We start from the raw sequence: 13412 nt of genomic DNA on the forward strand, positions 1-13412 counted from the left end.
AAAAAGAAAAGGCGCCGCAGCGCCTTTTCGTCACAAGTTCGACCGCAAGCCCTCACGCCTTCGCGCGCTTGCCTTCCACATCCGGCAGGAACACCGTCAGCACGCCGAGCAACGGCAGGAACGAGCAGACTTTGTACACATACGTGATGCTCGTCGCGTCGGCGAGTTCGCCGAGTACCGCGGCGCCGATGCCGCCGAGGCCAAACGCGAAGCCGAAGAAGAGGCCCGCCACCATGCCCACCTTGCCCGGAATCAGTTCCTGCGCATAGACGAGGATCGCCGAGAACGCCGAGGCCAGCACCACGCCGATGATCACCGTCAGCACGCCGGTCCAGAACAGGTTCGCATACGGCAGCAGCAGCGTGAACGGCGCGACGCCGAGAATCGACACCCAGATCACATATTTGCGGCCGATCCTGTCGCCGATCGGACCGCCGATCACGGTCCCCGCGGCCACGGCCGCGAGGAACACGAACAGATGAATCTGCGCGGCCTGCACCGGCAGATGGAACCGGTCGATCAGATAGAACGTGAAATAGCTGTTGATGCTCGCGAGGTAGAAGTACTTCGAGAACACCAGCAGGATCAGCACGCTCATCGCGAACATGACCTGGTTGCGCGAGAGTGTCGCGTGAGCGGTCTGGCTGCGCGCCTTTTTCACCGACGGATGCTGCTTGTACCAGCGGCCTATCTGCGTCAGCACGACGATTGCGACGAGCGCCGCCACCGAAAACCACGCGATGCTGCGCTGTCCATGCGGAATCACGATCAGCGCGGCCAGCAGCGGCCCGAGCGACGATCCCGCGTTGCCGCCCACCTGGAACAGCGACTGCGCGAGCCCGTGACGGCCGCCCGAGGCCATCCGCGCGACCCGCGACGATTCCGGATGAAACACCGACGACCCGCAGCCGACCAGCGCCGCGGCCACCAGCAGCACGCCGAAACTCGTCGCCATCGACATCAGCAGCAAGCCGGCGAGCGTGAAACCCATGCCGACCGGCAGCGAGTACGGCTTCGGATGTTTGTCCGTATAGATGCCGACGAGCGGCTGAAGCAGCGACGCGGTGATCTGATAAGTCAGCGTGATCAGGCCGATCTGTCCGAACGACAGCGAGAAGTTGTCCTTCAGCATCGGGTAGATGGCGAGGATCAACGACTGGATCATGTCGTTCAGCAGATGCGAGAAGCTGATCGCGCCGAGCACGGAATAGACCGTGCGCTGAACCTTGGCGGCCGGCTGCGCGGCTGAAGATGCGGCAGCCGACGCGGCTGAGGCTGAGGCATTGGCGGCGCTGCCGGTTTGGGCTGACGCGCCGGCAAGTGCGCGTTTATCGAGGCTGGTTTCCATACGCTTCAAAGAAAGGGAAAGGAAGGGGCAATCCGGCTGGCGGCGCGTCGCGATTCCTGGTCTGCGTCGTTGCGGCATAACGACGCGAACTCGCGCGTGTCCAACTATTTGTCGCAGTTTAATGTGGCTCGACCGAAATGTAAGGACAAGTTTTGTCGCGAATCGGACACGGTCATGCGGGCCTCGCGCATCGCTGTAAATCAGAACGGGCGGATTTTTGGCCATGTATAAAACTGGCGCGGCGCGCGCCCACGAAGCGGCGCGTCGAGGACCGGGCGAATCACGGTCGGCATCGGGCAAACCGCGCTAAAGATCGCGGCCGCCGATGCCGTAGACCCGGAGAGAGAAAAAGCAATGCCGGAACAGACCTTTGCGGCAGGTTTAAACGTGGGGACGGGGAATATGAAAGCAGGTTCAGCAGTGTCAGCAGTTCCGCTGGGCAGCCGGAAGAGCGCGGGGTTCGTTCCGGACACGGAGGCGGCCGGCCGGTCGCCGTCGCGGGGAAAGGGTGGCGGGTCGCGAGTCGTGCGGCTCAAGGGGCTGTCGGTCAAGGCCATGTTGCGCGCCGCGTTCGCGGTGCTGCTGGTCGGCACGCTGGCAATCGGCGTGTTTTCCCTCACGCAGATCAGCCGCCTGAACGCGTCCGCGCAATCCATCTACGACCAGGGCCACGTCGCGAGCCGCGCCGCCGAGGAAGCGCGCGGCCATATGCTGCGTGCAAGCCGCGCGCAAAAAATGCTGCTGACGGCGACCACCGCGAAAGAGCGCGACGAACTGGGCGCCGACATCGACAAGGGCCTGAACGGCCTCGCCGCCGAACTCGCCACGCTGCAGCAGTACGTCGACAAATCCGACGCGCAGGCCGTCGAGCATCAGAAGAAATTCGCCGCCGGCGTCGCGACGTGGAGCGCGCATTTGCGTGACTTCGTGACGCTCGTGAAAGCGCAGCCGCTCGACCTTTCGCAGATGAACTGGCAGGTCGGCACGCAGGACGTGTCGCTGCTTGTCGAAACCGGCAAGCTCGAAAAACTCGTCGATCAACTCGTGGCGGAACGCGGCACGGCCGCGAAGGCGACCATCGACGCGTCCGGCTTCATTTATCACTCGTCGTTCGTGATGCTCGCGGTGATGACGGTCGGGCTGATCGTGCTCGCCGCGTTCGTCAGCGAGTGGGTGGTGCGCCGCCTCGCGCGCCAGTTGGGCGGCGAACCGGCCTACGCGAAAGAGATCGCGAGCCGGATCGCGGCGGGCGATCTGTCGAACCAGATCAAGCTTGGACGTAAGGACAAGTCGAGCGTGCTGTACGCGCTCTCCGACATGCAAAGCGGCCTCGCGACCACGGTATCGGACATTGCGTCGAGCGCGGACGCGATTGCGACCGCCTCGGGCGAAATTTCGATGGGCAATCTCGATCTGTCGCAACGCACCGAGCAGCAGGCGATGGCGCTCGAGCGCACGGCGAGCAGCATGGAGCAGTTGACGTCGACGGTTCGCCAGAACGCCGACAACGCGAAGCAGGCGAGCACGCTCGCCAACAACGCGTCGGAGATCGCGGAGAAGGGCGGCGAAGTGGTGAGCCGCGTCGTCGCGACGATGAACGAGATCAACGACAGTGCGCGCAGCATCGGCGACATCATCGGCGTGATCGAGGGCATCGCGTTTCAGACCAATATTCTCGCGCTGAACGCGGCCGTCGAGGCGGCGCGCGCGGGCGAGGAAGGGCGCGGCTTTTCGGTGGTCGCCGCCGAGGTGCGCAACCTCGCGCAGCGCAGCGCCGCCGCCGCGAAGGAGATCAAGGGCTTGATCAGCACGTCGGTCGAGCGGGTCAGCAACGGCTCGACGCTCGCGCAGGACGCCGGCCAGACGATGGACGAAGTGGTCAAGGCGGTGAAGCGCGTCACCGACATCATGGGCGAGATCTCGGCGGCTTCGTCGGAGCAGAGCGCCGGCATCGAGGAAATCAACCTCGCCGTCGCGCAAATGGATTCGGGCACGCAGCAGAACGCGGCGCTGGTCGAGCAGGCGACCGCGGCGGCCCGCTCGCTCGACGATCAGGCGCACGGCCTCAAGCAGATGGTCGGCAAGTTCCGCTTGTAGAGCTTGTATAGCTTGCAGAGCTTGTAGCCGCGCCGCTCAGCTCTGCTTGACGACCACCGTGCAGGTAATGCCCGCTGCCAGCACGACACCGTCGGGCACCGAGTCGATCTTCACGCGCACCGGCACGCGCTGCGCGAGCCGCACCCAGTTGAAGGTCGGGTTGACGTCGGCGAGCAGTTCGCGGCTTTGCGGATTGTCGCGGTCGTAGATGCCGCGCGAGATGCTTTCGACGTGGCCTTGCAGCGTGCCGCCGCTCATCAGCCGCACTTCGGCCTTGTCGCCGATATGCAGGTGCGGCAGCTTGGTTTCCTCGAAGTAGCCATAGACCCAGAATGAGTGGCTGTCGACGATCGCGAGCTTCGCCGCGCCGGCCGTCGCGTAATCGCCGCGAAACACGTTCAGGTTCGTCACGTAGCCGTCGACGGGCGACACGACGCGCGTGCGGGCGAGATTGAGCTTCGCGGCGTCGAGCGCGGCGAGCGCCTGCTGATAGGCGGCCTCGGCGGCCGATGCCGTATGCGCCGCATTTTCCTGGCTCTCCTTCGACACCACGAGCGAATCCATATCCGCGCGACGCCGCGCGTCGTCGCGCTTCATCTGCAATTCGGCCTTGCGCGCGGCCACCGCCGCCTGCGCCTGCTCGACGGCGATCTCGTAGTGCGACGGGTCGATCTGCATCAGCAAATCGCCTTTCCTCACCAGTTGATTGTCCTTGACCGGCAACTCGACGACGGCGCCCGACACGTCCGGCGCGACATTGACGATCTCGGCGCGCACGCGTCCGTCGCGCGTCCACGGTTCGTCCATGTAATGAACCCACAGCACGCGCCCCAGCAGGATCGCGACGATAAAAACAATGGCTGTCGCGACGAAGCCAACAAGATTTCGGATGGTCATGTTTCGACTCGGATCAACGATAAACGGCAAGGCCGAGCACGCCGCATACGCAGACGAGCAGGCTGGCCCGGAACAGGGACGGATGCCACACCACGCGATAAACGCCCGTATAGGCGATCACGCGATCCAGCACCCAGGTAATCGCCGCGCCCGCGACGAACAGCAGCACGATCGTGGGCACGTAGGCGTCGAAAACGGCAATGTCACGCGGCATGTGAGGCTCCTTTGGGTGCGTCGGCCGGTGCGTCGGCTCGCGCGCCCGTCCACGGTTCGAGCGGCGACTGCGGATCGAGCAGCGCGGTACGAATGAAATGCAACTGGCTCAGAATGCGTTGCAGCCGATGGCGCTCGTCGCGCGGCGGGGCGAACGCCAACGCCGTAAGTAACGCCTGCATGGCCTCAATGGCTTCGCTGGTCGCTTTAAGCGCGCGTTCGAAGCGATCGCTGCGCGGCCGTTCGAAGAGGGCGGTCAGCGCGTCGCACATCGCGCGCAGTGCAATGCGCCACGGCGTCGTTTTCGCGTAGCGCGGGTCGGCCGGCAGCGCGGCCACTTCGCGGCGCAGATCGATCACCGCATTGCCGATTTCGAGCACCGAAAACAGCCAGCGCAACGTGTCGCGCCGCGCCGCCGGATCGTTCTGCGCGAGCGCGTTGATCTGGAACATCAGGTCGCGCGCGCCGCTCTCGAAGTGCGAGCGCACGCGGCTCGGATGCGCGCGGCTCGCGAGCACGACCTGGCGGCGCAGATCGGCGAGCAGCCGGTTGCGCAGCCACGGCGTGGACGGCGGCAGCAACACGGCGAACGCCACCGACGACACCAGCATCGACAGCACGAGCGCCATCGCGTCGTTGATAAAGCTGGTCGGGTCGTAATGCATCACGTTGTCCGGGCCGGCGAGAAAGCAGAAGAAGATGCAGTAGCCGACGCCGTAGCCGGCGAGCGCGGGCCGCGTCGTCATGAATACGCCGAGCAGCAGGAACGGCGCGAGCGCGGCGCACAGCAGCGGGAAGCCGTCGATGCGCGGAAACACGCCGTACACCGCGAGCATGCCCATCACCGAGGCCGCGAGCGTCCCGCCGGCCATCTGGAACACGGTGCGTTTCGGGTCCGGCGACGACGACGCCAGCGCGCACACGGCCGCCGCGTTGAGCGTGAGCGTCGAGCCGCTCGGCCATGCGGTGGCGATCCAGAAGGCGCCGAGCGCCATCATCACGAGCGCCGCGCGCAGGCCGGCGACGCCCGCCGCGATTGCGTTCGTCTTTGGCTCGTAGCGCTCGACCCAGCGCTCGCGCGCGTGGGTGTCGACGGCCAGCGACGCGTACGTGGCCGCGTACGCATGCAGGTCGTCGATGAAGCGGTACAGCAGTTCGGCGCCCGTGTCGAAGTCGAGCAGCGGCGCGTCGGGATGCGTTTCGAGCGCGGCGCGCGTCGCGCGCACGCGGCGCGGCAACTCGGCCTTGTACGCTTCGAGTTGCGCGGCGGCGGCGGCGCTTCGCACCGGCTCGCCGGACTTCGCGAGCAAGGGCGCGATCTCCTTGAAGTACGGCTCCAGCGCGTCGATGGCGATCACGGCGCCATGCGTGCCGGCGTTGCGCAGCCGGTTCATCAACTGATGCAGCGCGTGAAAGCGCGTCGACGCGGTCATGAACTCGCTGTTCAGGCGCGCGAGACGGCCGGCGCGCATCCGCGAATCCGGGCCTTCGAACACGGCGACGCTGCGCGCCGCCTCGAAGCCGACGATGTCCGCGACGAAGCGCGCATTGGTCGCCTCGATCTGCGCGCGGTCGATGCGCCCGGCCAGCGACGCCGACACATAGTCGACGAACGAGGAGAACCGCGCCCGCACCGCGCCGCGCATCTGCAAGCCGGCGAATTGCGGGAACACGAGGCCGCTGACCGCGCCCGCGCAGACGATGCCGAGCACGACTTCCGCGACGCGCGTGAGCGCGGCGAGAAACGCGCCGTCCGGATGCTGCGAGGCGGGGATGCCGATCAGCGCGGCGGTGTAGCCCGCGAGCACGAATCCGTACGACCGGAAATTGCGATTGCGCGCGGCGCCGGCGGTGCAGATGCCGACCCAGATCGCCGTCGTCGCGATAAAGAGCTCCGGCTGCTGTGCGAAAAGTCCGATCAGCGCGAGCATCACGACGAGGCCGACGAGCGTGCCGCAAATCCGGTAGAAGCTCTTCGCGAACACCATGCCGCTCTGCGGCTGCATCACGATGAAGACGGTGGTCATCGCGGTGCGCGGCTGCGGCAGGTCGAGCTTCATCGCGATGCCGAGCGCGAGGAAGCACGCGGCCAGCGCCTTGAAGAGATAGATCCACGTGAGGCCGTCGGTGCGCGCCCAGTCGGCGGCGGCGCGCGACCAGGCGGCGAGTGACGGGGGGCGCGAAGCGGAAGCAGGGGAGGCTGACATGGCGGGCTTCCTTAGTCGGCTGCGGCGTGGGGCGCGGGGCTTGTTGCTGGGCGCGGTGCGGGGCCTGCCGCCTCGGGCGCAGCGGTTCCGTTCGAGGCGGCAGCGGAATTGCTGACACTGCCCTCGGCGCCGCCCTTGCCCTTGCCATGCCCCGGCAGCGTTTCGTTCGCCGCCGGCCCGTTCGCCGGCTCGTCGAGGCCGCCGCCCAGCGCGGTAACCAGCGACGCATGCGCGCCAAGCCGCTCCGCGTGGACTTTTGCGACGCCTTCCTGCGCGCGCAGCAACTGGTTTTGCGCCGTCAGCACGTTCAGATAGTCGGTGAGACCGCGCCGATAACCTTCGCGCGCCAGTTCGTAGTTCTTGCGCGCGGCGGCCACCGAGCGCTCGGCGTCCTGCGCCTGCGTCGTCAGCGAGCGGATGCGGATCACCTGATCGGAGACGTCTTTGAGCGCGCCGACGATCGACTGGTTGTAGTTCTCCACCGCCTCGTCGTAACCGGCGGAAGCCGCGCCCAGTTCCGAGCGCAGCCGGCCGCCGTCGAAGATCGGCAGCGACAGCGCCGGACCGGCGCTCCAGCTATGCGACGGATTCTTCAGGAACTGGAAGAGCGGCCCCATCGCCGCATAGCCGCCGATCGACGCGAGCAGATCGATGTCCGGATAAAACCCGGCCTTCGCGACGTCGATGCCGCGCGCCTGCGCCGCCACCGTCCAGCGCGCAGCGACGATGTCCGGCCGATGGCCGATCAGCTCAGCAGGCAGCGCGCTCGGCAAGCCCGCGGGCGCGGCGAGCGAGAGCTTCGGCCGCTGGATCGAGTCGCCCGCGCCGGGGCCTTTGCCCGCGAGCGCCGCCAGTTGATTGCGGCCGAGCGCGATCCTTTCCTCGAGCGCATCGATTTGCCGCTCGTATTCCGGCAGCGGCGTTTGCGCCTGGCTCGCTTCGAGCTGCGTGCCGATGCCGCCCTTCAGACGCCGGTTCGCCAGGTCGGCGATTTGCTGCTGTTGCTGCAAGGTGGCGCGGGCGATGTCGAGCAGCGCGTAGTCGAGCGACATGCCGATGTACGTGCGCACCACGTTGGCTTCCAGTTCGAGCTGGGCGGCGCGGGCATCGGCGGCGCGCGCGTGCGCCGCGTCGAGGGCGCGCTCGGCGGCGTTGCGGTCCTTGCCCCACAGATCGAGGTGATAGGAGAGCGCGAGCGTGCCGGTGTTGTTCCACGATTGCTCGCCGGCGAGCGGACCCGGACCGTAGTACAGGTTGTCGGCCCACTTCTGGCGCTTGATCGACAGGTCGCCGTTCACCTGGGGAGCCAGCGCCGAACGGGCGACGCCCGCCATCGACATGGCTTCGCGCACGCGCGCCTGCGCCGCGGCGAGGCTCGGATTGTTCGCCTGGGCGGCCTCGACCCACGCGTCCAGTTGCGGATCGCCATAGAGGCGCCACCAGTCGGCGGCGGGCCACTGGGCGTCGGCGTCGGCCGCGCGGATCGCATTGCCCGCGTCGAGCGAGGCCGGGTCGGTACGGCTCGCCTGCGGGGCGATGCCTCCGGTACTTGCACAGCCGGCAATTGTTAATAGGATCGTAAGAGCCGCGGCTGCGGCGATCCTCGTGGCGACCGGAGACTGCACGATTTCCTCCAGAAATGACTATAGAAGCTACCGCGCAATTATATTTTTCGATCGATTGGGGAATAACCGGTAAAGATGCAAGGGATTTTTACGGGAATCGTGATAATCGCCTTTGCATTGCGTGTAACAATCGACGGGTTGGCTTGGATGCTGGATAAGGATCAGGTATGGATACGCTTCAAAACATGCGCGTATTTGTCCGCGTCGTCGAGGCGGGCAGTTTCACGGGTGCCGCGCAGCACCTTAATACGACGACCGCGTACGCGTCGCGCGCGGTCTCCGATCTGGAAGCGCATCTGCGCACGCGCCTGTTGAACCGCACCACGCGCCGCATCGCGCTCACCGAGGCGGGCGAGCGCTATTTGCAGCGCTGCGAGCAGATCCTCGCGTATGTCGATCAGGCGGAAGCCGAGGCGAGCGACGCGCACGCGCGTCCGTCCGGCAAACTGAAGGTTCACGCGATGACGAGCTTCGGCCAGCACTACGTCGTGCCGGCGGTGGGCCGCTATCAGCAACGTTACCCCGAAGTGCATGTCGAGCTCACGCTCGCGCAGCGCATGCCCGATCTGCTCGACGAAGGTTTCGACGTGTCGCTGACGCTCGCCACGGGTCTGCCGGATTCGGGACTGGTGTCGCAGCGGCTGGGCAGCGCGTTCAGCATCGTGTGCGCGTCGCCGGCTTATCTGGAGAAACACGGCGTTCCGCAAACGCCGTCCGATCTCGCGAGCCACGCCTGCCTGCAAATGGTCACGCCGGTGTTTCCGCCCGACAAATGGACCTTCGACGGCCCCAACGGCGAGGAAACCATCGCGCTCGGGCCGGCCACGTTTCAGGTGAACGTCGCGGAGGCGATGGCCGTCGCGGTGACGAGCGGCATGGGCATCGGCCTGATTCCGATTTACTCGGCGATCAGCGGCTTGCGCAAAGGCGACCTGGTGCGACTCCTGCCCGACTACACCTCACAGGAGATGAACCTGTACGCGTTGTATCCGTCGCGCCAGTATCTGGACGCGAAGATCCGCACGTGGATCGAGCATCTGCGCGACGAGCTTCCGGCGACGCTCGCAGTCGACGAAGCCGAGCTGCGGCAGTTCGCGCGGACCTGAGCCGGCGAGCGGTTTCGGCTCGTCCGGTTGGGTGACGGGCGCTTGAATCGGCGCGCTGTTACATCGGCGCCGCGCCGCAACATTTCCTTACTTCCGCGCGCGAATCGATTTGCTACCGTGTGGTTAATGCGCGGCGCGTCAAACCGGCGCGTTGTTTTCGCCGCCACGTTCGGCAATCGCAATCACCGAAGGACGAGGATTTCATGGATACGCATCTGATGTTCGGCGTGGCCGTCATGTTTGGACTGATCGGCATTGCCGCATCTCGCGACCTGCTGCGCCGCCTGCGTCAGCAGCAGCCGCAACTTGCGCCGATCAGGATCGAGCGTCCCGAAGCCGGCAAGCAGCGGAGCGGGCGGTAGCCGTTTGGGCTTGCGGCGGGGCGCGTCTGCGGTTTGAGGCCGCAGCGCCGCCGCGCTAGATCTCGACGACCTTATCCCACGCGAACTGCGGATTTTCCCACTGCCTGCTGCGCCGCTCGAAATAGCCCCGCGGATTGCACACCACGCGCGTGCCGTTCACCGTGTAGTCGAACGACGTATGCGTGTGCCCATGAATCCATAGCGTGACGGGTGCCCGCACGAGCTCCGGCAAATGGTTGACGAAGCCCGCGGACACGCGGTCTTCCGCGTAACGCTCCGCGAGACTCAAACGATGCGGCGCGTGATGCGTGACCACGACCGTCTGCCCGGCAAACGGTTTCGCCAGTTCGTTCTCGAGCCAGGCGCGCGCCTTGCGATGCAGCGCGAGCGCGTCGCCGGGCGTGAAGTCGCGCGCGTCGTCCTCGGCGCGGTTTTCCAGCCCGTGCGGCCAGTTGATCTGAATCGGCCCGCGAAAGTCGAGCATCGCGCGCCGCGACGCCTCCATCGATTCTTCCAGCGCCGCGCTGTCCGCGCCGAACAGCGCAAAATCCGTCCATAACGTCGTGCCGAGCACGCGCCAGCGTCCCTGCGGATCGACGAGTGCGGCGTTGTTCAGTACGTACACCTTGTCGACCTGCGCGGCCGCGTCGTACAACGCGGTTTCTAGCGCGCCGAACTCGCCGTCGTAGTACTCATGATTGCCCGGCACGTAGATCACCGGCGTCGCGCCGTCGAAGGTCTGCGCGGCCCAGCGCGGGCCCGCCGCGTGATTGTGAATGTCCCCGGCCAGCACGATCAGATCCGCTTCTGCGTGCGGAATCAGTTCAGGCTCGTCGTTCTCGAGATGCAGATCGGACAGCACGCGAATTTTCACGAAGAAGGCTCCTGCGAGTGGCTGGGTTGCATCCGGTTTCAACCGGTTGCTTCACGCTTTTAGCGTAGCACTTTGCCTGGGTTCATCAGGTTCAGCGGATCGAGCGCGCGCTTCACCGCACGCATCATCTGGACCTCGACGTCCTGCTTGTAGTGCATCGCTTCATCAATTTTCAACTGCCCGAGCCCATGTTCGGCGCTGATGCTGCCGCGATGCCGATGCACGCTGTCGTACACGATACCGTTGATCGGGCTCTGGAATTGCGCGAGGAACGCCTTCGCGTCGACACCCTCCGGCGCCTGCACGTTGTAATGCAGATTGCCGTCGCCGAGATGGCCGAACGTCACCATGCGCGCGCCGGGCGCGGCCTGCGCGATCGCGGCGTCGGTTTCCTCGATGAAATGGCCGATGCGCGAGATCGGCACCGCAATGTCGTGCTTGATGTTCAGACCTTCCTCGGCCTGCGCGAGCGGAATATGTTCGCGCAGGTTCCAGAACGCGCGCGATTGCGCAAGGCTTTCCGCGACCACCGCGTCCTGCACCACGCCGTCTTCGAGCGCCGTTTCCATCAGACGCTCGAAGAGTGCGCGCGCGTGCTCCTCGCTTTCGCTGTCGGACAATTCGAGCAGCACGATTTGCGCGTGCGGTTCGGCAAACGGATAGCGCATCTGCTCGAAGTGCCGGCCGACTAGCCGCAGGCAAAAGTCCGACATCAGTTCGAAGCCCGTGAGCAACGGCCCGGCGATGCGTTGCGCGAGCGACAGGAAGTCGAGCGCCGCATGCGGCGACGCGAGCGCGGCGAGCGCCGTGACCCGCGCGGCCGGCTGCGGATGCAGCTTCAGCACGGCCGCGGTGATGATGCCGAGCGTGCCTTCCGCGCCGATGAACAGATCGCGCAGATCGTAGCCGGTGTTGTCCTTGCGCAGCCCGCGCAGACCGTCCCACAGTTCGCCTTGCGGCGTGACGACTTCGAGGCCGAGACAGAGTTCGCGCGTGTTGCCGTAGCGCAGAACGCCGGTGCCGCCCGCGTTGGTCGCGAGATTGCCGCCGATCGTGCAACTGCCTTCGGCGGCAAGACTCAGCGGGAACAGACGGCCGGCTTCGTCGGCGCGTTTTTGCACTTCGGCGAGAATCACGCCGGCTTCGACGGTCATGGTGTTGTTGTGCGGATCGATGTCGCGCACGCGGTTCAAGCGCCGCAAGCTGACGACCGCCTGCGCGCCGCTCGCATCGGGCGTGGCGCCGCCTGCAAGACCGGTGTTGCCGCCTTGCGGCACGAGCGGGACGCCATGTTCGACGGCGAGCTTCACGAGCGCCGCGACTTCGGCGGGCGTCGCCGGGGACAGCACCGCGCAGGCCGCGCCGGTGTAGCGGCGGCGCCAGTCGGTGAGGTAGGGCGCGGTGTCGTGCGCGTCGGTCAGCACATGGGCGGCGCCGATGGCGTCGCGGCAGGCAGTGAGGAAAGCGGATTGGGTCATGTTGGTTGGGTGCGGGATTGGGCGGCGGATGCTGATGCGCAAGTCGGGCGTATTACGTTCAGACGTCCGCGTTTTCCGGATGTTCGCGGGGCGGCTTCGCGGCGCAGTTCGATACGTTTTCCGCTGCCGTTTTTTCCGCGTCTCGTTCGGCCTCTCGTGCCGCCTCTTTCGCCGCCGTTTTTGCCGCGCGTTTGAACGGCGCGACATACGCGAGCGTACAGACGAAAAAGAGCACGCTAAGCATCGCTTCCAGCCAACCGAAGCCCGCGCTCAAGCCACGCTCGCTCCAGCCGCGCACGACGCCCTCGGTAAAGTAAAGCAGGATCAGCATCGACGCCCATTGCATCGTATAGAGACGCCGCCGCCACACGCCCGGCAGCGCGAGCAGCAGAGGCACGGCCTTCAGTACGAGCGCCGAGCCGCCCGGGCGCAGCGGCGCGAGCCACGCTTCCCAGGCAATCGACAACGCGATCAGCGTGACGAGCGAAGCCGTCGCGCCGAGCGCGGCGTGCAGGTTTGGCGACGGCGGCAGCGTGCGATTCACGGTCTTTCGCTCATGGATGCCGCCGTGCGCGCGACACGTGCGCCGAGCGCGACGGCCAGCGTTTTCTCGTCGGCGGAAATGCCTTGTGCGGCGCTGCCCGCGCGCGCGAAATGCGACGCGCCGTAGGGCGTGCCGCCGCTTTGCGTTGTGCTCAATGCGCTCTCCGTGTACGGGATGCCGACGATCAGCATGCCGTGATGGAGCAGCGGCAGCATCATGGACAACAGCGTGGACTCCTGGCCGCCGTGCAGACTGCCGGTGGACGTGAACACGCAGGCCGGCTTGCCCGACAGCGCGCCCGACAGCCACTGCGGCGTGGTGCCGTCGAGAAAGTACTTCAGCGATGCGGCCATGTTGCCGAAACGCGTGGGCGAGCCGAGCGCGAGACCGGCGCATTCCTCGAGGTCGCGCAGTTCGGCGTACGGCGGTCCTTCGGCGGGAATGTCGGGCTGCGTCGCCTCGCAGACGGTGGAAACCGCCGGCACGGTGCGCACGCGCGCCTGCATGCCGGGGACGCTGTCGACGCCGTGCGCGATCGCCAGCGCAAGCTCGCGCGTGGCGCCGTGACGGCTGTAATAGAGCACGAGAATGTCTTTCATAAGCCTCATCAGTGAACGGGTATTATAGGGCTTGGGTCCGCTCTAGAGGCCGTTCCCAGCCA

At 66.2% G+C, this 13412-nt stretch carries 12 protein-coding genes; 3 read left to right on the forward strand and 9 right to left on the reverse strand.

Annotated elements, in window-relative coordinates:
- Positions 1–52: 52 nt before the first annotated feature.
- Entirely contained in the window at positions 53–1348 is a 1296-nt protein-coding gene (locus tag AB6809_RS05980) for an MFS transporter (RefSeq protein WP_029967667.1), read from the reverse strand.
- A 420-nt stretch (positions 1349–1768) separates the two neighbouring features.
- Between AB6809_RS05980 and AB6809_RS05985 the strand changes: the two genes are divergently transcribed.
- Positions 1769–3445, forward strand: a complete 1677-nt coding sequence (locus tag AB6809_RS05985) for a methyl-accepting chemotaxis protein (protein WP_029967665.1) — start codon at positions 1769–1771, stop codon at positions 3443–3445.
- 36 nt (positions 3446–3481) lie between these two features.
- On the opposite strand, the gene AB6809_RS05990 is transcribed toward AB6809_RS05985, so the two are convergent.
- Genes AB6809_RS05990 through AB6809_RS06005 form a run of 4 tightly spaced genes read right to left on the reverse strand, consistent with a single transcriptional unit; the run spans position 3482 to position 8387 of the window.
- On the reverse strand, positions 3482–4342 hold the full coding sequence (locus tag AB6809_RS05990) for an HlyD family secretion protein (protein WP_006052410.1): 861 nt from the start codon (positions 4340–4342) through the stop codon (positions 3482–3484).
- Positions 4343–4355: 13 nt separating this feature from the next.
- Positions 4356–4556, reverse strand: coding sequence for a DUF1656 domain-containing protein (locus AB6809_RS05995; RefSeq protein ID WP_006052411.1), 201 nt, complete (start codon positions 4554–4556; stop codon positions 4356–4358).
- Positions 4546–6762: an FUSC family protein gene (locus AB6809_RS06000; protein ID WP_371026072.1), complete on the reverse strand. Its 2217-nt coding sequence runs from the start codon at positions 6760–6762 to the stop codon at positions 4546–4548. Before AB6809_RS06000 ends, AB6809_RS05995 begins: the two co-directional genes overlap by 11 nt.
- Before the next feature lie 11 nt (positions 6763–6773).
- Positions 6774–8387 (reverse strand): efflux transporter outer membrane subunit, encoded by a 1614-nt coding sequence (locus tag AB6809_RS06005; protein ID WP_035569786.1) that lies wholly within the window; start codon positions 8385–8387, stop codon positions 6774–6776.
- A gap of 167 nt (positions 8388–8554) precedes the next feature.
- Here AB6809_RS06005 and AB6809_RS06010 point away from each other — a divergent pair, with 167 nt between their 5' ends.
- Together AB6809_RS06010 and AB6809_RS06015 are read left to right on the forward strand one after the other, a co-directional pair.
- A complete protein-coding gene (locus AB6809_RS06010; protein WP_006052414.1) occupies positions 8555–9493 on the forward strand; it encodes a LysR family transcriptional regulator in 939 nt (312 codons plus the stop codon).
- A 203-nt stretch (positions 9494–9696) separates the two neighbouring features.
- The gene (locus tag AB6809_RS06015; RefSeq protein WP_307255431.1) at positions 9697–9855 is read left to right on the forward strand and encodes a hypothetical protein; all 159 of its coding nucleotides are present in this window, start codon (positions 9697–9699) and stop codon (positions 9853–9855) included.
- Positions 9856–9910: 55 nt separating this feature from the next.
- On the opposite strand, the gene AB6809_RS06020 is transcribed toward AB6809_RS06015, so the two are convergent.
- From AB6809_RS06020 to wrbA, 4 genes are read right to left on the reverse strand one after another with little or no spacing between them, the layout of a single operon-like run.
- The gene (locus AB6809_RS06020; RefSeq protein ID WP_371026073.1) at positions 9911–10729 is read right to left on the reverse strand and encodes a metallophosphoesterase; all 819 of its coding nucleotides are present in this window, start codon (positions 10727–10729) and stop codon (positions 9911–9913) included.
- 59 nt (positions 10730–10788) lie between these two features.
- Entirely contained in the window at positions 10789–12207 is a 1419-nt protein-coding gene (locus AB6809_RS06025; RefSeq protein WP_029967658.1) for an FAD-binding oxidoreductase, read from the reverse strand.
- A gap of 58 nt (positions 12208–12265) precedes the next feature.
- A complete protein-coding gene (locus AB6809_RS06030) occupies positions 12266–12751 on the reverse strand; it encodes a DUF2069 domain-containing protein (protein WP_081652997.1) in 486 nt (161 codons plus the stop codon).
- Positions 12748–13350, reverse strand: a complete 603-nt coding sequence (wrbA, locus tag AB6809_RS06035) for an NAD(P)H:quinone oxidoreductase (RefSeq protein ID WP_006052419.1) — start codon at positions 13348–13350, stop codon at positions 12748–12750. The genes AB6809_RS06030 and wrbA overlap by 4 nt, the downstream gene beginning before the upstream one ends.
- Positions 13351–13412: the final 62 nt, after the last annotated feature.

This window comes from Paraburkholderia sp. RCC_158, from assembly GCF_041355255.1.
Lineage (GTDB): Bacteria > Pseudomonadota > Gammaproteobacteria > Burkholderiales > Burkholderiaceae > Paraburkholderia > Paraburkholderia graminis.

Excerpts from the sequence above, each read along its gene's own strand:
- AB6809_RS05980 (WP_029967667.1), bottom strand. The coding sequence starts at position 1,348 with ATGGAAACCAGCCTCGATAAACGCGCACTTGCCGGCGCGTCAGCCCAA.
- AB6809_RS05990 (WP_006052410.1), bottom strand. The coding sequence starts at position 4,342 with ATGACCATCCGAAATCTTGTTGGCTTCGTCGCGACAGCCATTGTTTTT.
- AB6809_RS05995 (WP_006052411.1), bottom strand. The coding sequence starts at position 4,556 with ATGCCGCGTGACATTGCCGTTTTCGACGCCTACGTGCCCACGATCGTG.
- AB6809_RS06000 (WP_371026072.1), bottom strand. The coding sequence starts at position 6,762 with ATGTCAGCCTCCCCTGCTTCCGCTTCGCGCCCCCCGTCACTCGCCGCC.
- AB6809_RS06010 (WP_006052414.1), top strand. The coding sequence starts at position 8,555 with ATGGATACGCTTCAAAACATGCGCGTATTTGTCCGCGTCGTCGAGGCG.
- AB6809_RS06015 (WP_307255431.1), top strand. The coding sequence starts at position 9,697 with ATGGATACGCATCTGATGTTCGGCGTGGCCGTCATGTTTGGACTGATC.
- AB6809_RS06025 (WP_029967658.1), bottom strand. The coding sequence starts at position 12,207 with ATGACCCAATCCGCTTTCCTCACTGCCTGCCGCGACGCCATCGGCGCC.
- wrbA (WP_006052419.1), bottom strand. The coding sequence starts at position 13,350 with ATGAAAGACATTCTCGTGCTCTATTACAGCCGTCACGGCGCCACGCGC.